This is a genomic window from Crossiella sp. CA198 (assembly GCF_052078295.1).
Taxonomy (GTDB): domain Bacteria; phylum Actinomycetota; class Actinomycetes; order Mycobacteriales; family Pseudonocardiaceae; genus Crossiella.
Genome location: NZ_JBQJIM010000035.1, coordinates 16,375 through 42,225, shown reverse-complemented (window position 1 = coordinate 42,225; position 25,851 = coordinate 16,375). Strand labels below are relative to the sequence as shown.

Sequence of the window (25,851 nt, the reverse complement as noted above, 5' to 3'; positions counted from 1 at the left end):
CGGTGCCCAGCAAGTTCGACGGCGGTGACTTCGGCGATGTGCCGGCGTGGGCCCGAACCCTCCTGGAAATCCTCGGCATGTCCTGGCCAGCCGCCAACCAGCACCGGTTCCGGCGGCTCGGTGAGGACTACGACCAGGTGGCGCAGAAGTTCGCCGACACCCCGGAACTGATCGCCCGCATCGAGAAGTCGATCCGCCAGCACTTCGACATGGGCGCCTCGGAACAGTTCCGCACCAGCATGAAACCGCTCACCGACGGCTCGCCGAACCTGCTGGAGGAGTTGTCCACCGGCGCCAAGGGCATCGCCGACGGCAGCCGCAAGATCGCGCTGCAGGTGGAGTACGCCAAGTACTCCGCGATCGGCCAGCTGTTCCTGCTCGCCTACGAGATCGCCATGGAGTACGCGCTCTCCGCGGTCACCGGCGGCGCCTCGCTGGCCAACCTCACCTGGCACTACGCCGCCACCCGCCAGTACCTGGTGGCGATCTTCAAACAGCTGACCAGGGTGGCCACCCTGGAGGTCTTCATCGGCGTCTCCGGCGGCCTGATCATCGACGCCGTGGTGCAACGCCTGCAGAAGGAACGCGAGTCCTGGGACACCGAAGCCACCATGCAGACCTTGCTCTCCGGCGTCATCGGCGGTGTCATCGGCGGCACGGTCGGCGAACTCGGCGAAGCCCTTGGCCGCAAACTCGGCGGCCTGCTCGGCAAGGACTACAGCAAACTCGCCACCGACGACCTGAAGAAGTCGGTCAAGGACCTCGACCTCCCCGGCGCCGACAACTGGCTCAATGACCTGGGCCGCACCCTGTCCGACCGCGCCGGCAAGGAACTCGGCAACCCCGCCACCGCTTTCACCAAGCAGTCCATCGAGAACTTCGCCAAGCAGACCGGCGACCGTTTCGTCGCCGCCTTCGGCAAGGACCTGGGCGAGGACGCCGCCCGCCAGCTCGGCCGCGACTACGCCAAGTCCTTTGTGGACAACTGGGCCCGGCACGGCCTCGACGGCACCACCGCCTTCCGCGACCGCCTGCGCGACGTACTGGCTCCCCAGGCCGACAAACTCGGCAAGGACGCCGTGCGGTTGTTGTCGCGGGAAGTCCCGGATGTCCTGGCCCGCAACACAATCGACCACCTGGGCGGCAACCTGGCGGCGAAGGCGGCCATGTACAGCACCATGTTCCTGGCCGAGGGCGTGTCCGGGGTCATGACGATGGCGATCATGGCGCAGATCAGCGGGGATGAGGTGGGCGCGGCCGAGTACGGGATGGGGTTCCTGAGCGGCACGGTGATGGGCGGGATCGGGCACGGGATCGAGCACGTCGGGACGTACGCGCTGGATTCGGTGGTGAACGCGGCGAAGGAGAAGCTGGGGGCGTTGACGGGAGGTGCGGAGGGGCTGGGGGCGGCCGCGCAGTCGATGGGATCGGCGGCTGGGGCTTCGGCTGGGACCGCGGGGGATGTGAAGGCGGGGGCGGAGAACAAGGCGGGGGCGGAGAGCAAGGCGGCTGCGGAGAACAAGGGTTCCGCGAGCACCAAGACGACTGCCGAGGGCAAGCCGGAGCCGAAGGCGACGAGCACCGCCGTGCGGACGGCCTCGGAGAACACGGCGGGGCAGCGCGAGGAACAGCGCTCGCAAACCCGTCCCACGCCGCCGCGCACCGCCTCAGCTTCGCCGACCACCTCGACCGCCACCGCCGCCACTACCACGACCGCCGCGGCTCCGACCGCCGCCACCAGCACCGCTCCGACCGCCACCACCAGCAGCAGCACCGCTCCGGCCACCACCGCGACCGCCGCCGCTCCGACCGCCCCGGCCACCGCCGCTCCGGCTGCCCCGGCCGCCGCCGCCACTTCGCCCACCACGGTGACGACCGACGGTGGCGCCGCTGCCCAGTCCTTGACCGCCCCAACCACCGCCGCCGACGCCCCGACTCCCGTCGCCACCGCCAGTGCCGCGCCCATCGACGCCAGCACGCCTGCGCCGCTCGCCCCCACGAGTGATCCCACCAACCTCACCGCCACCCCCACCCCGGTCACCGACCCCGCCGCTGCTGCCCCCGCCGCGTCGCCGCTTGACCCCATCACCCCGGAAACCACACCCGCCGAGGTCGCCTCGCCGCCCGATCTCACCGATCCCGCTGTTCCTGCCGCCATTGCCTCGCCGATCGAAGCCGGCACCCCCACTCAGTCCACAATGGACTCGGTCGCAACCGGACCACCCCGCCGCAAGGTGCCGCGCACCCTGCAAGCCCGCCAGGCAAGGCTGTCCCGGACCTCGAAGGCCTGGCGAGACGCGGAAGTCGGCGCCCAGGGCCAGGCCCGGCGGGCCGAGGAGCTGCTCCGGGAACTCGATGTGTCGCTGGACTGGTCCGCCGCGGTGGCCGCTGCCCGGACCCGTACCTCCGGCGGGACGACCGGTCAGCACCTGCGCACGGCGGACCGGGAAGCGGAGGCCGCGCGGCGGCAGCTCGGCGAGCGCCGGGCCGAGGTGGCTGCGGTGGCGCTTCGGTTGGCCGAGGTGTCCGATCTCGGGGATGTGCCCGAGGTGTCCGACCGGCCGAGCGGGGAGCGGGCGCTGGCGCAGGAGTTGGTCGAGGCGAAGGTCCGGAGTGCCGCGCTCCGAGCGGCGCGGGAGGAGCGGCGGCAGTGGGCAGCCGCGGCGGGTGAGGCTCGGGCATCGCTGGGTGCCGCGGTGGATCAGGTGGTCCGGACGCAGGCCGAGTTGCAGGCGGCCTGGCTGGATTTTGTGGATGGCAAACAGGATGCGTGGCGGCTGGCCGTGGATGCCCTGGACGCCGAGTCCGCCCGCCTGGCCACGCCGCCGAGCAGTCCCGAGGACGAGTCCTGGCGGCATAGCCGGGCCACCACCGCACCCTGGTTCACCGTGGACAACCCGCTGGACCCCGCCGCCTGGGAGTCTCAGCGAGCGGGCACTCCGCGCCGGGCGGTGGACACCGAGACCGCCGATGTGCTGACCACCCTGTTCAGCTCGGCGGCCAAGCGGTACACGGGGCTGATCCGTTACGGCGTCAGCCGGTTCGAGGTCGGCGGCCGCGGGGTCACCGAGTTCACCGTGCCGATCAACCTGGTGCCCGGCCCCGGCGTCCGCCCGGATCAGCTCGACCAGCTCCGCGCCCGTGCCCAGACCGGCCTGGACACCTTGATCAACCAGCGTTACGGCCTGCCCAACGGCGATCAGCTGCACGTCCGGGTCGAGTTCACCGCCAACCCTGGCCTCGGCGAGCACGACGTCCTGGTCGACCCCGGCCGACGCACCACCCAGACCACCTGGCAGCCGACCGCGACCGCGGCGGACCTGGCGCACGAGCTGATCCACTACCTCGGGCCGGGCGACGAATCGCACGACCCGGACCGGGTTTTCCTGCGGCGGACCGACGACGGCGCCGGTGCGGTGGTCACCGGCGACCGCGGCCTGATGGGTGCGGACGACGGCGAGCTGCGGCTGCTGCCGCGGCACACCTGGATGATCCACCGGGTCTTGCAGGATCAGGTGGGGCAGGCGCGGCTCACCGATCCGGGGCAGGACGCGCTGCCGGGGTCGGCGGGGGCCGATCGGGTGGTGACCAGGCCGGCGCCGGGTTCGCTGCCGGGAACCGTGGTCGAGTTCGACACGAAGTCGGATTCGCTTGGCCCGCAGGCGATTTCTGGGTTGGTCGAGCTGGCCGACCGGGTGGCCGGGGCCGGGCGGGTGGTGGAGATCCGGGTCGAAGGCCGGGTGGGGAACAACCCGCGGGCGCCACTGGCCAGGCAACGTGGTCAGCAGCGCCTGGACGTGGTGGTCGCGCGGCTCGCGGAGTTGGTGGCGGACCGGGGGATCGCGGGCCGGGTGACGATCACGCCGGTGCTGGCCGAGGGGCCGGGGCGTGGGCTGAGCCAGGACCGGAGCGGTGCTGAGTTCCGGGCCCGCCGGATGGTGACCCTGTCGGTGCTCGACCACGGCCCCGCGCCGGTGACGACGGTGCAGCCCGGGATCACCGAACCCGTGGCCACGGTCGAGCCCGACGCGATCGAGCCCATCGCCGACGCCGAGCCCGCGACCGTCGAACCCGCCGCCGAAGCCGAGCCGGTACCCGTCGCGAACGACGACTACCCCACCGCGGCCGCCCTGATCACCGACCTCGGCAATGCCCTCCGCCCCGAGCCTGACCCGCACGACCTGCTCGGCCCGGACCTGTTCGACCTGCGCACCGCCGCACCCCCGCCGGACTTCCTCGCCGGACTCGACCAGACCGCGCTCACCACCGGCCAGTTGCTCCAACTCCTGGAGACCCTCAACCTGACCGCGGACGAGCCGCCTGCCGCGGTGACCAGTGACCTGCTGGACGATCCCGCGGACTGGGTCATCCCTACCGAACGGTCGGTAGACGAACTGACGCGGTGGGCGCCGGGTGCGGTCCCGCCGTTGCCCAATCCCACCGAACTGCCCGCGTTGCTGCACGCGATCTGGCTGGGTGGGCCGCTGCGGGACACCGGGCACATGGCGGGCTTCCGGCGGAACTACGGCACGGCCGCGAACGCCTACGCGGAGTACTACCGCGCGGTGCTGTGGACCGATGTGCCGCGGGCCCAGTTCGAGGCGGCCCGTGCCGCCGACGCCCCGGCCGCGCTCGCCGAGGTGCGCGACATGCTGGACTGGGCCAGGGCAGGCAACGTCCGGCTGGTCAACGTGGACGAGGTGTTCAACGCCGCCGCGCCAATGCGGTTGCACCAGTTCTACCGGGTGGAGACGGGCAAGCAGATCGGGCCGGGTTACGCCGCGGCCAGTGACATCCTGCGACTGGAGGTGCTGGACCGGTTCGGTGGCGTCTACAGCGACGGCGACAACGTTCTTGACGACCTGACCAAGGTGGAGGACATCGCGGCGTCGCCCGCGGCCTTCGCGGTCAACAAGGACGCGGACGGCAACACCGGCAACTCGGCGTTCGTGCTGCCCCGGAACCACCCGTTCGCGCGGCTGTACCTGGAAGCGATCGAGGCCAACTACGGCAAGCACCAGCGTGAGCTGTTCCCGACCTACATCGCGGACTGGGCCCCGGGGTTCTTCGACAGCGACATCGGGCGGGTCAACCGCAACTCGGTGATGTGGCGCACCGGCCCCAACGTGCTCACCGCCCTGGCCGGGAAATTGGGCTACAACAACGGGATCGAGGGCTACCCGGCCCTGACCGGCATCGTGATGAACAGCGCAGCGAGCTGGCTCCGGCCACTGCCCGCGCCCGCCCCGGAGCCGCACCGGGACCGCACCCTGGACCTGACCAAGAAGGTCGTGCAGACCCTGGTGCGCGATCTGTACAACCGGGACGGCGACCTGCACCTGACCGCGGTCGAGGAGGCGGTGGGCAGGCATTCGCGGCCGGACCTGGTGTGGCAGGCGGTGTTCGGGTTCCTCTCGGCCCGGCCCGAGCTGGCGGAGCTGGTGCGGCGGGTGACCGACGGCCGGTTCCGGGACGGCGCGCGGCAGGAGGTCGGCGTGCCGGCGGCGGCGATGGCGTTGCTGGATGTCACCCCGGGAACGGAGCAGAACTGGCTGGGGGAGTACTCGCGGGCGGCCAGGTTCCGCTCGGTGCCGAAGACACCCGGATTCCCGCTGACCACGACAACATCGGACCCGGCAACGACATCGGACCCGGCAACGACATCGGACCCGGCAACGACATCGGACCCGGCAACGACATCGGACCCGGCAACGGCGTTGGACGCGGCAGCGGCGTCGGATGCCGCCGTGACGCCGGGCGCCGCCGAGACGCCGGGTGCCACCCCGCCCTTGGATCGCGCGCGGATCTTCGCCGACGAGTCCTGGCGGCACAGCGACCGCGACCTCACCCACCCCGACGCCGCCTGGGCCACCCACGCCAACCCCGTCCCCGCCGCCCGGATCAACGCCGTCCGCGACCAGGTCCCGCCACACCGCCACCGCGCCGAATCCGGTGGCCTCACCGACAACAGCGTCATCACCATCGAGAACGGCGCACCCCGCTTCCAGCTCAGCACCTGGCAAAGCCCGATCGGCTACGAAACCCGGCGCCTGCGCTTCGGGCCCGGCCAGATCGTGCAGGACCGCACCTTCCGGCTGCACCTCAACAACCCTCGCGGCTACGACCTCACCGCCTTCAAACAGGCCGCCCAGGACGGCAACGACCAGTTCTGGAACCGGGGTTTCGCGTTGCCGCGCGGGGATCAGCTGCATGTCAACGTCGAGTTCACCGACGATCCGGCCCAGGCCACCGGTGTCATCACGGTCACCGCGCCGGGCACCCCGGCCAACCAGCTCAACATCCCCCTGGACGCCACCGCGGCGCAGTTCGCGCATGAGATCGGCGGGCACTCCGGCGGGCTGGACGACACCTATCACGAAGGGCCGCAACAGAATCCGAGCATCTTCCAGCATCACCTCGGGCGGACCGTCCGGCATCTGGACGGCAGTACCGAGATCGTGGGCCGGGGCCGGATCGTCAACGACGACAACATCATGGGGCAGCACGCCGCCCAGGTGACCCCGGCCAACCTGTGGCTGCTGGACCAGCGTGGGCCCAGCCCGGAGGTCGTCAACCCGGCCACGGTCGGCCCGGACAATCAGGTCACCCGGCCGGTCAACCCGAACATCAGCGCGCCGGTCGGCAATCCGGGGCGCAGTCTGCTCAACAAGCCCAGGCTGTTCGGACTCGCCGAGGTGGAGCGGAACCCGATGGCGGGCGCTGACGCGGCACCGCTCGGCATTTCCCTGCCCACCAAGAAGGGCGATGAGTCCGTGGCCAGGTTGTGGGCCGCGAAGACCACGGCCCGGCCGGTGCGCGAGTACAACACGCTGCACCTGAACTCGCCCGCCACAACGCATCCGGCGCCCTGGGACACCGAGGATCCAGCCAGGAAGCCGATTTTCGTCTACCTGCACGCGGGTCCCGAGCGGTTCAAGATCAGGACGACCGGTGGCACGTTCCGGGTGGACGGGGCGACCCTGGCCGACGTCGTGCTGAGCGATCCCGGCTTCCAGCAGACCGCGCTGGACCGGCCCGACGCGCCGATCGTGTTGCTGGCGTGTGAATCCGGTCAGCTGAACGCGCCGGGTGGGGGTGGCTACGACTTCCGCCGGGCGCTGGCGGAGCGGGGGCAGGACCGGCAGGTTTTCGCGCCCACCCAGACCATCAACCTGGTGCCCGTCTTCGCCGCGATCAACGTGGACAAGGGCGGGGAGTTCGTCGAGATCGCCGCCCACCCGGCCAACCCGGCCAAGATCCCGGACTTCCCGGACGCGTTGCCGGACAATGTGATCGCCTTCGTCAAGGGCTCGCGCACCCTGGACGCCGAGGCCATGGCGGTGCTGGCGCGGTTCGCGCAGCGGGCCGTGGGGCAGGCGCGGATCGTGCTCACCGGGCACGGCAACGCCAGGTTCGGGGCCGCCGACACCGGGCGGGACCGGGCCCAGGCGGTCGCGCTGGCACTGCGGCCGCTGGTCGGTCCGGCGCCGGTGATCGAGGTGGTGGCGGGGCGGGATGCGTTGCCGCCGTTGGTGTCCGGCGATCCGGCGGCCCGGCGGCGCACAGTGACCATGGCGCTGATCGAGCCCGGCCGCCAGCCGCGGCCACACCTGGATCTGCGGGCAGGGGAGGAGGTCACGGACTGGCTGTCCCGGACCGCCTTGCTGCTGGGCGAATCCGCCGAACTCTGGTCCGGCTCACCGCTGCTCGCGCACGTGCGGGCCAGCCTCGCCGCCGGATCGGGGCGGCGCGCGGACATCACGCTGCGGCTGTCGGTGGACCCCGGCGGCCCGGCGCCCAGGCTGGGCAGGCTGATCGGCGCGCGTGGCCACGCCTGGGTGGAATTCGAGCTGCCGCAAGGCATCGAGGCGATCGGGTTCCATCGACAGGGCGTGCGGTTCCAGGACCTCGGGCACACCGCGACCGCGAGCTACCAGGTGACGGTGTCGGCTGAGGACGCGCTGCTGGCCTTCGACTTCGCGTTGCGGCACCTGCACACCCCGTACCGCGCGGTGTCCTTCAACTCGGTGGACTTCGCGCGTGGCCTGTTCGAGCAGGTCTCGGGCCAACCCGCGCCCTCGGCCGGCTGGCTGGCCAACGGGCCGGACGACCTGGGCAGGCGGCTGCGGGAGCTGGCCGTGGCCGGACCGGCCGCCGCGGTGGAGCGGGTGCCGCCACACGTGGACGCGATCGGCTTCGAGCCAGGCCAGGACACGGTGCTGGCCGCCGCGCTGCCCCCGCTGGACCGGTTCGCCCGCGCGGTGCTCGGCGAGCCGACCGACCCGGCGCCGCGGATCCGGATCGTGCTAACCCACGGCGACCACCCGGCCCTGACCGTCCCGCGCGCGCAGCAGCTCACCGCCGCGGTGCGCACCGCCCTGACCACCGCCGGATCCGGCCTGACCGGCATTGACGTGCAGACCGTGCACGACCCCGGAGCGGTCGTGGACACCGCCACGCTGAGCCTGGTCCGCCCGGAACCGCCCCGGCCCGGTCCGGCGCCGATCATCCCGGCCGGGCAGTCGGTGCGGAACTGGCTGGACGGCCAGGCGAACCCGGACCACCCGGTGCGCAACGCCTTCATCAACACCCTCCAGCGCACCGCCCTGGTCCGCGCGCTGGAACAACTGCGCACGCTGGGACCGGACCGGCCGGTGTTCCGGCTGCGGCTCAAGACCGAACGGCGGAACCTGCTCTCCCAGGATGTCGGCCACGCCTGGGCCGAGATCCGCGACCCGTTCATGGGCACGACCGTGCTCGACCTGGTGCCGGGCGAGGACGTCGGCCTGCCCTGGGCGGCCGTGCCGGGCGAGGTCCGGGCCCTCGACCGCGAGCGGTACCAGGCCACCTTCGCCGCCGAGTTCCCGGCCAGCGCCAACGATCTGATCCGCGGCCTGGACACGGTGCTGTCCCTTGTGGAGGATCAGTACCAGCTGACCCGGCACAACTGCACGCACTTCGTGCTGGCCCTGCATCAGGCCGTGATCGGCGCGCCCGCCCCGTACGCGGGCCGCTGGATTCAGGGCCCGACCGATCTGGAACGCACCCTGCGTGCCCAGGCCCCGCACCTCACCGCCAGTCCACGCTTCCCCAGCGGCGAGGTCCCGGCCGCGCCACCCCGCCGTGACAACCCGCTGCGGGCGACGGAGCTGCCACGGAACCCGTTCTCCGGCAACGACTTCACCACCGTGGCCGAGTTCTCCCGGCTCGCCGGTCCCGGCAACCTCACCCCCGAATCACCGGACCTGGGTGACACGCCCGACTTGCTGGCCGCCGCCCTGAACACCCCGGGCGAGGTCGAGTTGAAGCGCCGGGTACGTGCCCTCGCGGTCGACGCGCTGACCCTGGGCACGCTCGTCCCGTCCCGCGGCAACACCCTCAGTCTGCTTTCCCCGCAACGACTCCAGACCCTGCTGACCGAACTCACCGAGTCCGTCCACAATGGACAAGATCCGATCGTCGCGGCCGGACTGGACTACGACCCCGGTGCGCCCTTGCCGCGCAGGCTGGTGGAACTCGGCCTGCTCGACGTGCCACCGGCGCTGCGCGACGCTTTGCGTGCCGACCCGCTGTTCCAGGACCTGCTGCGCAATCCGGATGCCCTGGCCGAGGCCCTGTTCACCGCCTCGGGCGACTTCACCGTGGCCTTTGACGCGGCCGCCGAGCACGGCGTGCCACCGATCAGGACCCTGACCCGGCTGGGCCACGCGGTGCCCGGACTCGCGGAGATCCTCAACCAGGCCAACGAAACCGAGGAGCGGGCCGCACGCTGGGCGGTCGGACTGCTGCTGTCCGCCCCGGTCCCCGTTGATCCCGCACTGCGGGCCGTGGTCGGCGGCACGCTCGGCCCGGCGACTCGTCCGGCCGGTGGTTCCTGGGCCCGCGAGCACGCCGTCCGGGAGTGGTGGCGTTCGCCCGACCCGGCCGTCATCCCCGACCACCACGTCCAGGATCCGTTGTCCCGTCAGGACATCCAGCACCTGCGCGCCCAGACCGCGCCCACCCGAGTCACCTCAGAGGACGGCGGACTCACTCGAAGCGGTCAGCCGTGGCGCGGCCCGATCGGCTACGACCTGCGGCACCTGGAGGTTGTCGGCGCGGACGGCGCCACCCGGCGGGTTCGGCTGCACACCGTCCGACTGCACCTGGAAGGCACCCACACCACCGAGTTCCGGGCCAGGGTCGACTCTGCGGCAGACCGCTACCTCAACCAGGGCCACCGCCTGCCCAGCGGCGAACAGTTGCTGGTCGAGGTCGAGTTCACCGACCGCGCCGACGCGCACGGCACCATCCACGTCACCGCCCCCGGTACCCGGGCCGACCAAACCCACTGGCCGGTAGACGCCAGGGAGATCGAGTTCGCCCACGAACTGGGCCATTTCCTTGGCCTGCACGACGAATACCTGGACGACAGCGAGGATCCGCCCGTCTTCCAGCACCGTGCGGGCGCGGGCCGGGTCGCCACCGGACCCGGCCTGATGACCGCGGCCGCCACCACCGGTGAGGCCGTGCTCGAACCCCGCAACCTGCATCTGCTCTGGGACCGTGCACGCCACCTGCTCGGCGACAACCCCCGTCCCGCAACGGAATCCGCCACCGAACCGGGTCCCGGCTTCCTCGCCGACACCGACGATGAACGTGAGTTCCGCACCCACCCGGAACTCACCGCCTACCTGCCCCAGGTCGCCGAAGTCCTGACCCGGCACCCGAACCTGGCCGCCACCGGCGAAGCCGAACTGGCCGCGATCCGGGCCTACACCGACACCCTGTCCCCGGTCATCGAGGACCACCTCAACGGCACACCCGCGCCCGCCTACGCCGAACCGCTGACCCGCCTGCTGTCCTCCGCCGTGACCCGGCTGCCCACCCGGTTCACCGGCCTGGCCACCCGCTGCCTGATCATGGATCTGGACCGGGCCCGCGCCCTGTTCACCGAGGACAGCGTCTACACCGACCGCGGCTTTTTCCGGGCCAGGGCAGGCGAACTGCGCTTGTTCCCGACCCGCCAGGTGATCATCACCGCCCAGGTGCACAACGGCGCCTACCTGTCCTCGGTGTCCCGCTTCGCCGGTGAACGTGAAGTCCTGCTGCCGCCCGGCACCCGGTTCACCGTCACCAGCGCCCGCGAGCAGAACGGTCAGCTGGAGGTGACGCTGCGCCAACTCGACCCCACCCCGACCCGGATTCACCCGCCCTACAACGGAATCCCTGGCCCGGTCGACCTCTCGGACTTCATGGAGAACCAGCTCTCGATGACCCGGTTGCTCGGCGAGGACCCGGAAATCGAGGTGTCCCTGGCCACCGGTGACACCCGCGCCTTCCGCGATGAACTGGGCCGGGCCCGCCACCGGCTGGCAGGCCGGACGGCCGCGCCCGCGACGATCGAGGTCCGGGCCTGGCGGTCGGCGGCCGAGCTGGACGAGTACCGGCCGGGCCGGGTGATCATCGAGCCCAGGGTGCTGATCGGCGGCGGGACGGGCGGCAACGTCCGGTTCGTGGTGCGGGCCAACGCCGCGCGCACGGTGGGCGAGCAGATCGTGGTGGCACCGGGGACCTCCTTCCGGGTCACCGAGGTCGAGCGGGCAGCGGACTGGGCCGGGACGACCGTGATCCACCTGTCGGAAACCATGCCAGACCAGGAGATCACCCCCGACCCACCCGCCATCGCCACCAACGCCCCGGCACCGCCACCCGCACCCACACCCGCCCCGCGCACGCCCACCTCAGCAGCCGATTCGCCAACGCCCGCCACCGGCCCGGGTGCGCCCACCCAGTCCGACGGTCCGCCCGCGCCAGCCGCCACTGAGTCCACTGTGGACACCAGCGTCGGCGCAGCGATCTTCGACGCCCTGGTCCCCCGCCCGGCCCTCATCCCCACCACCCTGCTCGACGGCAACCGCGGCATCCGCCTGACCGATCCCACCCTCCCCGACCTCCCTGCCCACGACCGCTACTTCACCTTCCTCGCCCACGGCGACACCACCGGCAAGCCCTTGCACAACAACACCTCCCTGACCCCGCGCACCGTCGCCGACCTCCTGCTCCGCGCCCACCGGGACGGCCACTGGGACGGTGCGAAACCCCTCCTGTTCGCCTCCTGTGGTGCCGGCCAGGGCGGCCAGGATTCCTTCGCCGCCAAGGTTCTCGCCGAACTCCGCACGCACGGCATCACCGCCGAGGCCGTCGCCCCCAACGGCCCGGTCTACTTCGTCCCCGGCGGACCCGGCCAGCTCATCGTGGCCAGCCGGGTCGGCGTCGACGTCACCGGCAGGCCCGTGCTCGAACCGGGCGGCACCTGGATCCACCTGGCCGACGACCAGGTCGAAACCCTTGGCGCGCAACTGGAAACAGACTCCGAAGAACTCCCGGTCAGCGGCCTCGAAGGGGCCGTGCGGCTGGGCATCACCGCCAAGGAAGGCCCGCTCTACCGGCATCCGGACTATCTCGCCCAGGTCGCGGCCTACGAATCAGCGCTGGGCGCGCATTTCTTCCACGATCCGGCGGCCACCACCGAACTGCGGAACACCTTGCAGCGCTTGGTCAGCCTGCTGCCCACAGCCTCCGCCGCGGAGCTGTGCGCGCGGTTCGCCGGCGGGGATCCGACCGTGCTCGGCGAGCCCGACCGCGGGCTCGGCACGGCGCAACTCGCCCGGATCGCCGGCGAGGGCAACCAGCGTGAGTTGGCCGCGGCCGTGCTGAACGTGGCCTTCCGGGACGGGCAGCTGAGCCTGGCCGCGGTGATCGACCCGATCATCGACGCCAGGGACTGGACGCTCGCGGCGAGCCTGGGACTGGATGTGGACGGTCTCCAGGCGCAGGCCGAACACCGCGAGCGGGGCTACGAGCACGTGCTCCAGGTGGTCCGGGAGGCCAACCCGCAGCAGACCGAGTCAGAACCCGATCCGTTCTGGCCGGGCCGGGAGGATCGGGCGCTGGAGATCGCACAGCTCATCCGGCCGCTGCTGACCCGCACCGAAGGCTGGGAACCGGACGTGCGGACCTTCGCCGCGGACCTGTGGATCACCACCACGCTCGCCGAACCCGACTGGCGCCCCGGCCAGTGGACCAGCACCGACCTCGACCAGCGCGGGGTGGTGCCGAGCCAGCGGGAACGCCGCGCCCTGGACAACGGCACCCTGCGCTGGGTGCCGCGCACCGCCAAGGTCGAACTGGACCGGGACACCGCCCGGTACCGCCAGGCCGAGGCGCGCGGCATCCGGCTCAGCGGTGGTGCGGCGCTGAACGTGGCCAAAGCCATGTACGCCTACCGACTGGTCGGTCGGGACACGGACAATCCGGAGCACTTCCTGCGCGGGCTGCTCGGCTGGTTGCTGCCCACCGGCGAGCACTCCCTGCACGAGGTGCTGACCGCGGCCGCCGTCAGCGGCAGCTTCCCCACGCTCCGGCGCACCCTCACCGAGGACGCCGCCATCCTCTACCGCGAACTGCCCGGCCTGACCTCGACCGACCGCGCCCAGCTCGGCAGGCCGCCGCACGAACAGCTCTACCTGAACCTGTCCCGCGACGGCGGCCTCGTCGAGCTGCGGTCGCAGCTGGTCACCGAGTCCGAGTGGCGGCTGAACAAGATGCGGAAGCAACACCCGGCGCCGGACCCGCACGAGGTCGCCGGGAAGTGGCTGCTGCGGCACGACATCACCGCCGAAGAGCTACTCGACCGCCTGGGCCTGGCGCATTTCCTCGCCTTCTCCCTCTACACCGACAACGGCTTCCCACTGATGAACGCCCTGATGCGGTCCTCGATCGGACAGCGGCAGATGCTGGCCGTGCAGCTGACCAGCATGGTGCGGACCCGCCAGCCGGACGCCTGGCCGACCGCCCTGCAGAACGATCCGGTGGTGGCGCCGCTGCTCAACCAGGCCGTCCCGGCGCTGGGCACCCCGGAGTGGGAGCAGTTCATCCAGCCCGTGCTGGGCAGGGTGAACGCGCACCTGGACCCGCTGATCAACGAGATGTCCCTGCACTGCCACCTGCTGATGGACGCGCTGCGGCAGCTGCCGCCCGCGCTGGGACAGGTCTGGCGCGGCGACTTCTCCGTCGGCGACACCGGAACCTGGTACGGCCGCTGGCTCTCCCCGGTCCTGGGCCGCACCGAGATCACCTTCAGCGAGTTCACCAGCACCAGCCGGGCCAAGGCCACCGCGGTCAACTTCGCCACCGCCAAACCAGCCACCGCACTGGCCCACCCGGTGCTGTTCAAGATCGAGACCACCGGTGCGCACGGACATGACATCGCGCCGTTCTCCGCCGTGCCGAACGAACAGGAGGTGCTGCTCGCCCCCGGCGCCAGGATCACGGTGAGCACGCGGGAGCCGGTCGCGTACGCCAAGGGCGAGGTGCTGGAGACGACCGCGATCGAACACGGGCCCAGCCTGGCTTTCCCGGACGGCACAACGGAATCCGGTCGGCGGCGGATCCGGGCCAGGTCGCTGGACGGGCTGACCCGGCTCAACCGCGGCGTGCCGGTGCGCGAGTCCGCCGACCTGACCGCGCTGGCCCCGCGGATCGGCGTCACCGGACCGGACCACGGCACGCACCTCTGGGGCCTGACCACCCTGCTGGCCGCGATCGACGACCCGGCCGGGGACCTGAGCCTGGACCGGCTGACCGCGATGCGTGCGCTGGTGGACCTCGGCACCCCGGGGTTCGTACTCGCCGAACAGTCCGCCGAGGGGCTGAAGCGGCTCAACGAACTCGCTCGCCGGGTGTGGCCGCTGGACGCGCTGCGCTTCACCGACGACGGCGTGAATGGTCCGCGCCGACTGCTCGACACCGCCGCCGACCTGGTGGCGCACAACGAGAACGTCACCGTCGCCGACCTGGACCGGCGCTGGCGGGAACAGCACCCCGAGCCCGATCCCGGCCAGCAGCCCCAGCTCGCTCCTGCACCCCCGCCGGACGCCCTGGACGACCTGATCTCCCAGCACGCCACCGATTTTGGCGATCAGCGGGTGCTGCTGGACGATCCCGGCCTCACCCCGGAACAGCGCAACGCCTTCACCAAGGCCGTGCTGGCCATCCCGCCCAGTCAGACCTACTTCACCCTGCTCGTGCACAACACCGGGCAGGGCGGGCTCAACCTCGGCTGGAACGGCATGCCGGTGACCGGTTCCCAGCTCGGCCGCCTGCTGATCACGTTGCGGGACAAGGGTCTCTGGGATGGGCAGCGGCCGATCCGGCTGGTCTCCTGCGCCGCCGCGCTGGGCACGGCCAGCTCGGTCGCGGCCGCCCTGGTCGAACGCCTGTACCAGCACAACCTCAGCACCGGCGACTCGCTGCGGGCCGAGGTCTACGCGCCCACCGGGCCGGTCTGGTTCCTGCCGGCGGGCAGCACCGGCGAGCTGATCGCGAGCCCGGCCGTCGGCGCGGACCCGAGCGGACCGGCCTACGTGCAGGGCGGCAACTGGGTGTGGTTCCGGCCCACCCCCAACGGCGACATCCGGCACACCAAGATCGGCGCGTACCTGGCCGAACACCACCAGCCGCCCGGCGAGCTGCCGTCCGGACTGCACCAGGTCGCCGATTCCGCCGTGCTCACCGACATTCCGGGCACCGTGGCCTTCGGCGAGCTGTACCGCGACCCGGGTTACCCGGACCGGGCGGAACGCTTCGAGGACGCCATCGGGCAGCACGCCTACCACTCGGAGCAGGCGATAGCCGCGGCGCGGGCCGGACTGCACCGGCTGCACCAGGTGCTCAGCCAGGCCCACCCCGATCGCACCGACGTGCACCGGGCCTTCCTCAAGGGCGATCCCGGTTCGGCCGGGCAGCTCGGCCACCTCACCGCTGAGGGCTTCGCCGAGTTGATCGGCACCGGCAACCTGCGCGAGCTGATGACCGCCTTCTACAACGGCGCCTACTTCGCCGGGTCCCCACTCGGCCTGCAACCACTGCTCAACAGCATCGTGCGCACCGAGAACTGGGACCGGGCAAGGGAACTCGGGCTCAACCTGCCCGCGCTGCGCGCCCAGGCCACCTACCTCAACGGCCCGCTGCGCCCGGTGCTGCACCGGCTCGCCCGCACGGTCTCGGACACCCTCGGCCGCACCTTCGACCTGGACGTCTTCGCCGGCGGCAACGTGCTCGCGGCCAGCCCCGACTGGCTCGGCGCGGGCAGCGAGTACCTGACCAGCCTGCGGGCCCGCCGCGACGGTGGTCCGGAGCGCCGTCTGGACGCCCGGTTCACCCGCACCCAGCGCGAATTGCGCGAGCTGGGCATCGAGCTGAGTCAGCGCGAACTCGACTACCTGGTGCGCAATCCGGGCTTCGCGCCGCTGCTCGGCCTAGTCTCCCCGCTCGGCGACCCGCCGCCCGGTCACGCCGGACCCGAACTGCCGCTGAGCTGGGTCTCCGGTCAGCAGGCCCTGGACCTGGACCCCGGCTCGGCCTGGCACCGCGAGCGCACCGCACAGGGTTTCCGGCTCGTCGCCGGGGTCTCCGGCACCGCGGCCAAGATGGCCAATGCCGCGCTGCTACTGGGAATTCAGGACCCGGCCGCGTTCACCCAGGCGCTGCTCGGCTGGATGCTCACCGGCCGGGACCACTCAGCCTACGAGATCCTGGCCGGAGCCGGACTGGTGTTCCCGCTGCCCGGCGTCGACCGCGCCAACGCCGCCACCCTGTACCGCAGCCTGCCCGGCATCAGCCTGGCCGAACTGCGCGCGCTGCCCGGCACCGACGGCCTGCTGCCGCACGAGGCGGTGTACCTGGAGCACGCCGACCCGGCCGAGGCGACCGTCGCCCGGCACAGCCTGGCCCGCTTCCGGGCCATGGCGGGGGAGCCCGCGGTGCGCACCTGGCTGGCGCGCAACGATCTCACCGCCGAGGACGTGCTCGGCCTGCTCTCACCCGCGCACGTGGCCGCGCTGCGCGCCTACCGCGGCCCGGCGCACCAGACCATCAATTCCCTGCTACGGCACCATGATCCGGCCGTGACCGGCGCCCCGGCCCGGCACGCCGAACTGGTCCGCGAGGCTCTCGCCCTGCTGCCCCCGGTACGCGGCACGGCCTGGCACGGCGGCCCGCGCACCGGCCCGCTGCTGCCCAGTCATGGCTTCCTCCGGTCCCGGGAACGGGCCGAGGAATCCCTGCCCCACAACGGAACGCTGGTCCGGGCCGAGCTGACCGGCCGGGCCGCCAAGGACATCTCGATCTTCGCCGGGGACCCGGACGAGGTGCTGCTGCCGCCCGGCGCCCGGCTGCACGTCACCCACCGCGAGCAGCTGCCCGGGCACCTGCTGGTCGATGCCGCCGAACCCGAACCGGAATTCCCGCCGCCCGCCGACCCGGACCATCGCACCGCCCGGCAGCGGGCCGAACGGGTCCGCACCGCCCTGTCCGCGCTCACCGGCTCGGCGCTCGCCGACCGCACCGACCTGGCCGGACTCGCCGGACGGCTCGGCGTCGGTCACCGTCGCCCGGCCCTGGACGCGCTGTGGGCCGGTCAATCCCGGCGGCAGGACGGCCTGGCCGCCTGGCGGCTCGGCCTGCTCGCCGACGAACTCACCGGACCACTCACCGTCGACCGGCTCACCGCCGTCCGCCGCAGCACCGACCTGGCAGGCGGCACCAGCCGCGACCACCTGGCCGACCTGCTACGCGACCTCGACCAGCGCGCCACGGACACCCCGGTGGACAACGCGGACCTGAACCGCCTGATCGAGGTCGTGCAACAGCTCAAACGCCCCGGCACGGCGGTGACCCTCGCCGCCCTCCGCACCTCCTGGCCCTACCTCTTCCCGCGCTGACCGGCGAGTTGGCCCAAGTGGGACGACCAGTTGGGCCAACTAGGCGTACGAGTTGGGCAAAGTGGGCGGGTGGGGGTGGGGTGGAACTGCGGGTGGGTTCTGCCTGGGGTCCTGCGTGGTCCCGGCGGGGCTGGTGGGGTGTGCTGGTGGGGTGACCACAGCTGCGGAATTCGTCCTGGCCAGGGTGTTCGACCACGTTCACCCGGAGACCGGCCCCGGCTTCGCCGCCGACCACCCCCGCCTTCCCGATCCCGCCGAACGCCAGGCCATCGCCGACTACCTGGACAGCGGCACCCCGGTGCTGCTCAGCCCGACCCTGCTGGACGACGTGCTCGATCCGGCGCGCACCGCGGTGGTGCCTGTCAACTTCTTGACAGACGGACGGTGGGTGTGGACGGACACCGTCACCTACTACCTTCAGCGGCACGGGCTGGCCCCGGAACCGGAGCTGCTCGCGCACCTCCGGGCCCAGGGCCCGGCCGCCGCCCCGGTGGCGGCCGAGACCGTGCGCCGCGCCGCCGGGTTTGTGCTCACACCGCGGGCGAACTGACCAGGGTAGTTTTCCCGTCATTTCGGCGTTACAGCGGTTTCACAAATATTCACGTTATTATCCCGGCTGCCCAAAAGGGCGGCCACAAGGCCGTGATCCCCCGTCTAGCGGGTCAACTCGGCGAAAGTGCCCACGGGCTGTCGGTGGTGGCGATTATGTTGTGGATCTCCGCCCGGCGCCCGAATGTGTACGTCAGAGTTTCGTTTCGGGACGCCTGAAGTCTGTTTGTTTCAGACCATCGACGTGTGTTGCCGAAGCGAAGGGCCCATCGTGACCGTTGACGTCTCCGACCGCACCGCCGTCCGTCCCACCAGCGCGGGCTTCGGCCTGGAACTGCCAGCGGGCTCCACCTCATGGCCGGTCCTGCTGGACCGCGTCGACCTGCTCTCCGCCCGTGAGCTGGAAGTCTTCCTGCGTCTCGGCAGCGGCGCGTCCAACCGGGCCATCGCGGGCAGGCTCGGCGTGACCGAGCGGACGGTCAAGGCACACGTCGCCCAGGTGATGGCCAAACTGCTGGTCGAGTCGCGGTTGCAGGCCGGGCTGGTCTCGCTGATGTTCCAGCTCACCTTCGACGACGCCCTTCCGGGGGTGTCCACAAATTGCGGCCGCCTGGCTGAAGGCTGCCGGAACCGCTAGTGAACCAAAGTTCAATTGAGCCGGGGTCGGGTCTCCGGTCAGGCTTGGTCAGATATTTGTGGAGTCACGCGAGTGGACGGGGGTCTCTTGGGATGCGTTCGTACAGTTCCTATATTGCCGGTTCGGATTGCCCAGGAGAAACCTGGGTGTACACGGTCAACGCCAACGCATTCCTCAATGACTTCATGTCGAACCTGAAGGTCAAGCGCGAGCTGGAACGCGGCAGCCGCGACGACGGGGCCGAACTGCCCAACGTCGCCGCCCGGTGCGCGGTGACCAGCGACGAGCACCTGCAGGAAGCCCTGGTCAAGGCCAAGGAGGCAGCCCCGGTCTGGGGCGCCTTCCCACTGGAGACCCGGCTGCTGCTGGGCCAGCGGGTGCGGGAAGAGGTGACCCGCAGGCGCGAGGAGTTCATCGACGTCCTGGTCGCCGAAGGCCACCCACGCAAGCTCGCCGAATGGGAGATCGCCGGCATCCAGCAGGCCGCCAGCAAGGAAAACCTGGACCTGTGGCGCAGGCAGCTCCACGAGGAGCACCAGGTCGGCCCGCGCACGCTGCGGCTGGTGCGCAAGCCCGACGGCGTCGTGGTGCTCAGCCCGCCGCAGAACGCGGCCGCGTCCAACTCCTTCCTCGGCGTGCCCGCGCTGGTCGCGGGCAACACACTGGTGGTCAAGGCCCCGCGCAGCTCGCCCTACGGCGTGATGTTCGGCTGGCGGGAGATCGTCGCGCCCATCCTGGAGGAACTCGGCGCCCCGCCCGGCACGCTCAGCCTGGTCTGCGGCCAGCCCAAGAAGATCATGAGCCAGTGGCTGGACAGCCCCCTGGTAGACGACATCTTCTTCTTCGGCGGCAGCGAACGCGGCATCCAGCTCGGCCAGGAAGCCGTCGCCCGCGGCAAGAAGCCGATCCTGGAACTGGCGGGCAACGACGGCGTGCTGGTGTGGAAGGACGCCGACCTCGACCTGGCCGCCGAGGCGCTCACCGAATGCTTCTTCGGCTCCGGCCAGATCTGCATGGTGCCCAAGTACGCCATCGCGCACCCCGACATCGCCGACACGCTGCTGACCAAGCTGGCCGCGCTGGTCGCCAAGATCCGCCCCGGCTACCCGGACGACCCCGAGGTGCTGCTCTCCCCGGTGATGCGGCCGGACGAGTACTTCGCCTGCCTCAAGGAAGCCGTGGCCGCCGGCGCCGAGGTGATCACCGGCGGGCACCGGCTGGAACTCGACGGCACCGCCTCGGACACCGGCCCGTTCATCGCGCCGACCGTGCTGCGGGTGGACGGCCTCGACGGCGCCCGCGACCTGACCGCGGTGCGCGAGGAGACCTTCTTCCCGCTGCTGCCGATCGTGGTGCCCGAGACCGACGACGGCACATTGCTGGATCAGGCCATCGCCTTCCTCAACGCCAACCAGTACGGCCTGCGGAACTCGTTGTGGGCCAAGGACCCCGCGGTGATCGAGGAGGTGGCCAACCGGGTCGTCACCGGCGGCCTGCTCAAGGTCAACGACTCGCACATCGGGTTCGTGCCCTACCTGGCCAGCCACGGTGGCACCGGGCTGACCGGCGGCCCCTTCGGCGAACTGAACTACCCGCTGCTGCGCACCTCGCACCTGCAGGGCATCAGCATCGCCGAGGGCGTGCAGCCGCGCACCGCGGTGTTCGAGACCGGAGCCGCACCGGAGGCGACCCGATGAGACTGCTCAGCCAGGAACGCCAGACCTGCGAACGCTTCCTGCCCGGTCTGGACGGCAAACTCGCCGCGATCCCGTTGCTGGACCTGGAATCCCCCGGCGGAGGAGGCATCGAGCTGTTCCGCGCCGCCGGTGGCCCCGGACTGCTCATCCCGGCCAAGCACAACGGCGGCGGGGCCACCGCGGTGGACGCGGTCCGGGTCACCAGGGCACTGGCCGCGCGCTCGCCCTCGCTGGCCGTGGCCACCACCATGCACCAGTTCTCCCTCGCCAGCCTGGTCGCGCTGGCCGAGTCCAGCACCGGGTTCGAGTGGATGCTGCTCGACGGGGTGGCCACCGACCAGCGGCTGATGGCCTCCGGTTTCGCCGAAGGCCGTACCTCCCAAGGCATCCTGGCCCCGACCATGAAGGGCGTCTGGGACGGCACGAACTGGCGGATCAGCGGCCGCAAGCAACCGTGCAGCCTGTCCCGGTCGATGGACCTGCTCACCGCGAGCGTGGCCCTGGAACAGCCCGACGGCACTACCCGCACCGCGATCGCGATGATCCCGGCCGCCTCGCCCGGCATCTCGGTCACCCCGTTCTGGGGCTCCTGGGCACTGGCCGGGGCGGAGTCGGACACGCTGATCCTGGACAACGTCGAGGTGCACCCGGACCTGATCGTCGAACTGACCATCGGCCTCAACGGCGAACTCGACGACCTGCAGACCCTCGGATTCGTCTGGTTCGAGCTGCTGGTCACCGCCTGCTACCTGGGCGTGGCCATGGCACTGGTCGAACGGGTGCTCACCGCGGAGAAGGGCACGCCGAGCGAACGGCTCGGCCTGGCCATGGCGGTGGAGGGCGCCGCGCTCACCCTCGACGGCGCGGCCCGCAACCTCGATGAGGGCGACGGCGGCAACGACGGCCTGGCCCGCGCGCTGATCACCCGGTTCACCATCGCCGACACCATCCGTTCCACCGTGGCCACGGCGGTGGAGCTGTTGGGCGGCATGGCTTTCATCCGGTCCTCCGAGGTCGCCTACCTCTCCGCCGCCGCACACGCGATCGGCTTCCACCCACCGTCCCGGCACAGCTCGGCCGACGCCCTGCTCGGGTGGTTCTCCGGGCGTCCCGTCGTCCTCGACTGAGACCCCAGGGAGCCCCATGTCCAGCACCAGCACCGAACCCGGCTACCCGGAGGTGCTCGACCTCTACCGCAGCCACCTCTCCCGCGGCCGGGCCAAGATCTCCGAGGTCTTCGGCACCCAGATGGAGACCTCGGCCCGCGGGGAGTGGATCGAGACCTCCGACGGCGGCCGCTACCTCAACGCCGGCGGCTACGGCGTGCTCATCCACGGCGCCCGGCACCCGCACGTGGAAGCCGCGGTCATCCGGCAGATCCAGACCAGCCCCATCGCCTCCCGCATCCTGCTCGAACCGACCGCGGCGCGGGCGGCCGAGGCACTGGCCAGGGTCACCCCGGACGGCCTGGAACACGTGCACTTCGCCAGCTCCGGCACCGAAGCCACCGAGGCCGCGCTCAAACTCGCCCGCACCCTGGGCAAAACCCGGCTCATCTCCACCATCGGCGGCTACCACGGCAAGACCTTCGGCGCGCTCGCGGTCACCGGCAACGACCTGTACCAGGCCCCGTTCCGCCCGCTGCTGCCCGACGTCACGTTCGTGCCCTTCGGCGACGCCGCCGCACTGGCCGCCGAACTCGCCAAGGGCGGCCAGGACGCCTGCGTCATCCTCGAACCCATCCAGGGCGAGGGCGGCGTGCGCATCCCGCCCGCCGGTTACCTCGGCGCGGTCCGGGCCCTCTGCGACGAGCACGGCGCGCTGCTGGTGCTGGATGAGATCCAGACCGGCATGGGCAGGCTCGGCCACTGGTGGGGCGCCGACCGCGAAGGCGTCACCCCGGACATCCTGTTGGCCGGCAAGGGACTCTCCGGCGGGATCGTGCCGGTCTCGGCGATGATCGCCACCCCGGCCGCCTTCCGCGCGTTCAACCGGGACCCGTTCATCCACACCTCCACCTTCTCCGGCGCGCCGATCGCGATGGCCGCCGCCCGCGCCGCGATCGAGGCCATCGAGCAGGACGGCCTGGTGGAACGGGCGGCCAAGGTGGGCGAGGTGCTGCTCACCGGCATGCGCGAGATCGTCGATCGCCGCTGCCCGCAACTGGTCACCGAGGTCAGGGGCGTCGGCCTGCTCATCGGCGTCGAACTCAAGGGCGCCGGACTGGCAGGCGCGCTGCTGGCCGAGATGGTCAACCGGCACCTGATCGTCAACTACTCCCTCAACGCAGGCGCCGTGCTGCGGTTCACCCCGCCCGCGGTGATCAGCGACGAGGGCACCGAGTTCCTGCTTTCCGCCTTCGACGGCGCCTGCGCCGAGGTCGCGGCGCGCTACCCGACCGCCGACTCAGTAGGAGCGAGCTGACGTGCGTCACGTAGAGATCCATGCCCTGATCCGGGACACCGACCCGGACACCGTCTTCGACACCCTCGCCGACTTCAGCCACTACGCCGAACTCGTCGACGTGGTGCGCAAGGTGGAGATGCACCGCGGTGACGGTGGGCCCTCCTACAGCAGCTGGGTGGTCGAGTTCCGCAACGGCCTGCTGCAGTGGACCGAACAGGACTGGTTCCGCCGCGAGGAGATGCGCCTCGACTTCATCCAGACCGAAGGCGACTTCGAGGAGTTCTACGGCGGCTGGGTCCTCGAACAGACCCCCGAGGGCATCAAGACCGCGCTGATCGCCGACTTCGACTTCGGCGTGCCCTCCCTGGCCAGCATCGTCGAACCGGTCGCCGAACGGCTGCTCACCGACGTCGTCCAGCTGGTGCTGATCGGCCTGTTCGGCGACCGGGTGGAGTTCCCCGAGGGCGCCCCGGTCCCCGCCCGCGCGGCCGCCGTCCCGCTCTGAGCGCGTCCCGACCACCCACCACCACCCGCTGGAGGAAATCGATCATGAGCACCGACCGGTCCGCGGAGGCCCTCTACGCGCACCACAGCGCACCGAACACGGTGCCGCAGGGCACCCTGCTCACCGACCTGGCCCCGCGCAAGATCTTCCGCGCGGCGCAGATCATGTTCGCCAAGAACACCTTGTCCCGCAAGCGGTTGCCGGTCCGGCTGGACCTGGAGCAGTACCGCGACCCGAACTACGTCTACGACACCGACTCCACCGAGAAGGTGGAGAAGCAGCTCCTGGACGTGCCGCTGACCGCCGACGGCATGCGCTGGATCCACGGCCGCACCGAGGTCTACTTCTACGGCGTGCGCACCGTCGACATCGACTACGACGACTTCGTCTCCAAGGTCGAGATCAGCCGGGTCGGCGACTGCTTCAAGGACGTGCTCGGCATCAACACCCAGGTGCTGCACCGGGACGCCGAAGGCAGGCCCACGCTGCAGATCGAGCGGATCGCCGCACTCGCCCAGCCCACCTACACCGCCTTCCTCGGCAAGGACGAGCTGGACGTCTACAAGCTGGAGTTCGCCGAGTACGGGCCGGACGAGCAGCGCAACTGGATGCGCACCGTGTGCAGCCCCAACCTGTCCACCTCGGTCGACGACAGCTACATGGCGGTCAGCCGGATCCCCGGCTCCAACCACACCAAGGTCGTCTTCGTGGCGCACCAGGTGTTCCCTCGGCCGCGGATCATGCAGCTGTTCGGGCTGGACCGCTGGATCTGGTTCCGGGACACCCTCACCGAGGCGGCCTACCGCTCGTTCTGGAACACCACCTACGGCAACCTGCTCCGGGTCTATGAGGGCAAGGAAATCGCGATCGGCCGTCCCAGCAACGGCGAGAAGACCGGCGTTCCGCGCGCACTCAAGATCGCCGGGGCCGCCCTGGCCGGTCTGTACCTGCTGCGCCGCACCCGCCGCGCCAAGCGCCGCTGAGCGCTCCCACGTCGAGCTGAGAGGACGGAGCCCCGCGATGGACTATCCGTACGCGTTCCACATCGCCCTGGATGGCAATGGCCTCAACGGGCTGGAAGGCCGGGCCGGGGTCTGCGTCTTCCGGTACGACCCGGTCAGTGGGCGCTACGCCTACAACGTCGAGTACTTCGACGGCATGGCGGGCGGTCACGCGGTCAGTGTCAGCCCGGACAACCGGGTGGGCTTCCTCGGCAGCACCGGCCAGCACCTGATGTTCTACGACGCGCAGACCCTGGAGGAGGTGCAGCGCATCTCCACCCTGCGCTTCGAGCCGACCGACTCCTCCATCAAGGGCAGCACGCACGTCGCCTGGATCAACGACACCCAGGCCGTCGCCGCCATGGGCGACGGCCTGTGGCTGTCCGATCTGGAACGCCTGGACAAGGCCGAACGGCTCGGCGACCACGGCGTCAAACTGCCGCACGCGATGAAGACCTCCGCCTCCGGCCGATACCTGGTCTACGGCGGCATGGACCACCCGGGGCGGGGCGAGGCGTGCGAGGTCGGCATCTTCGACCTGCACACCCGCACCGCCCGCCGGGTGCAGCTGCCCGCGACCTGCTGGCACGTGGTCTGCCACCCGGTGGAGGACCGGTTCTACGCGCTGTCCTTCCGGGTGCAGCCGCAGGACGGCCGGGACTGGCACGAGTGGAGCATCGCCCAGTTCAAGGAATACGCCTTCGAGGTCGACGCGGAGACCGGCCAGGTGCTGCGGCACTGGACCGCCGGGCACGACACACCCGCGCACATCAACTCCGACGTGTGCATCTCCGACCGCGAACTCATCTACTGCAACGGCGCCAGCGGCACCATCGTGATGATCGACCTGGACAGCTTCACCACCTACCGGGTACTCGACGAGAAACCCAGCCTGCGCAGCAAACTGCGCGCGGGGCGTCAGGTGCTGCGCACCGCGGTGGACACCCTGACCAGGGGATCCATCCTCACCGGCGGTCACCACTACCTGCGCGCGCTGCGGGTATCCCGCGGCGCGATGATCGACTCGGTCTACGCCTGCCAGCTATCCGCCGATCAGTCACTCTTGTTCACCGCGAACCGGGGACTGAACACGATCACGGTATACAACTATCCGGAGAACACCGTTCGGCTCCAGGTGCGGATGCCTGAACTCCAGGAGTTCGACACCGGGCTGCGGTGGTGGAGCGATCCCAGGCTCGGCTTCCACCACAGCACGTTGCTCAGCCCACCGGCCGGCCCAGTGGTTCCCGGCTGACGTTCAGCGACACCTACCGCGCACCAGGAGTTCCCG

Annotated in this window: 9 protein-coding genes; all 9 read left to right on the top strand. The window is 71.1% G+C overall.

The window, feature by feature from the left end:
- The first annotated feature begins 2 nt into the window (after positions 1-2).
- The gene (locus ACTOWY_RS39440) at positions 3-17,765 is read left to right on the top strand and encodes a WXG100-like domain-containing protein (protein ID WP_441314705.1); all 17,763 of its coding nucleotides are present in this window, start codon (positions 3-5) and stop codon (positions 17,763-17,765) included.
- A 151-nt stretch (positions 17,766-17,916) separates the two neighbouring features.
- Positions 17,917-18,315, top strand: a complete 399-nt coding sequence (locus ACTOWY_RS39435; RefSeq protein WP_441314704.1) for a hypothetical protein — start codon at positions 17,917-17,919, stop codon at positions 18,313-18,315.
- 270 nt (positions 18,316-18,585) lie between these two features.
- Entirely contained in the window at positions 18,586-18,951 is a 366-nt protein-coding gene (locus tag ACTOWY_RS39430; RefSeq protein ID WP_441314703.1) for a helix-turn-helix domain-containing protein, read from the top strand.
- 185 nt (positions 18,952-19,136) lie between these two features.
- Positions 19,137-20,648: an aldehyde dehydrogenase family protein gene (locus ACTOWY_RS39425; protein WP_441314702.1), complete on the top strand. Its 1,512-nt coding sequence runs from the start codon at positions 19,137-19,139 to the stop codon at positions 20,646-20,648.
- Positions 20,645-21,775: an acyl-CoA dehydrogenase family protein gene (locus tag ACTOWY_RS39420; protein ID WP_441314701.1), complete on the top strand. Its 1,131-nt coding sequence runs from the start codon at positions 20,645-20,647 to the stop codon at positions 21,773-21,775. Before ACTOWY_RS39425 ends, ACTOWY_RS39420 begins: the two co-directional genes overlap by 4 nt.
- Before the next feature lie 16 nt (positions 21,776-21,791).
- Positions 21,792-23,072 (top strand): aspartate aminotransferase family protein, encoded by a 1,281-nt coding sequence (locus tag ACTOWY_RS39415; RefSeq protein WP_441314700.1) that lies wholly within the window; start codon positions 21,792-21,794, stop codon positions 23,070-23,072.
- Position 23,073: 1 nt separating this feature from the next.
- Positions 23,074-23,559, top strand: a complete 486-nt coding sequence (locus ACTOWY_RS39410) for a type II toxin-antitoxin system RatA family toxin (RefSeq protein ID WP_441314699.1) — start codon at positions 23,074-23,076, stop codon at positions 23,557-23,559.
- A gap of 44 nt (positions 23,560-23,603) precedes the next feature.
- A complete protein-coding gene (locus ACTOWY_RS39405) occupies positions 23,604-24,542 on the top strand; it encodes a hypothetical protein (protein ID WP_441314698.1) in 939 nt (312 codons plus the stop codon).
- Positions 24,543-24,579: 37 nt separating this feature from the next.
- Complete coding sequence (locus ACTOWY_RS39400; protein ID WP_441314697.1) at positions 24,580-25,815, top strand: hypothetical protein; 1,236 nt, start codon at positions 24,580-24,582, stop codon at positions 25,813-25,815.
- Positions 25,816-25,851 lie beyond the last annotated feature (36 nt).

Coding starts and splice junctions, on each gene's coding strand:
- ACTOWY_RS39420 (WP_441314701.1), top strand. CDS start 20,645: ATGAGACTGCTCAGCCAGGAACGCCAGACCTGCGAACGCTTCCTGCCC.
- ACTOWY_RS39405 (WP_441314698.1), top strand. CDS start 23,604: ATGAGCACCGACCGGTCCGCGGAGGCCCTCTACGCGCACCACAGCGCA.
- ACTOWY_RS39425 (WP_441314702.1), top strand. CDS start 19,137: ATGTCGAACCTGAAGGTCAAGCGCGAGCTGGAACGCGGCAGCCGCGAC.
- ACTOWY_RS39400 (WP_441314697.1), top strand. CDS start 24,580: ATGGACTATCCGTACGCGTTCCACATCGCCCTGGATGGCAATGGCCTC.
- ACTOWY_RS39415 (WP_441314700.1), top strand. CDS start 21,792: ATGTCCAGCACCAGCACCGAACCCGGCTACCCGGAGGTGCTCGACCTC.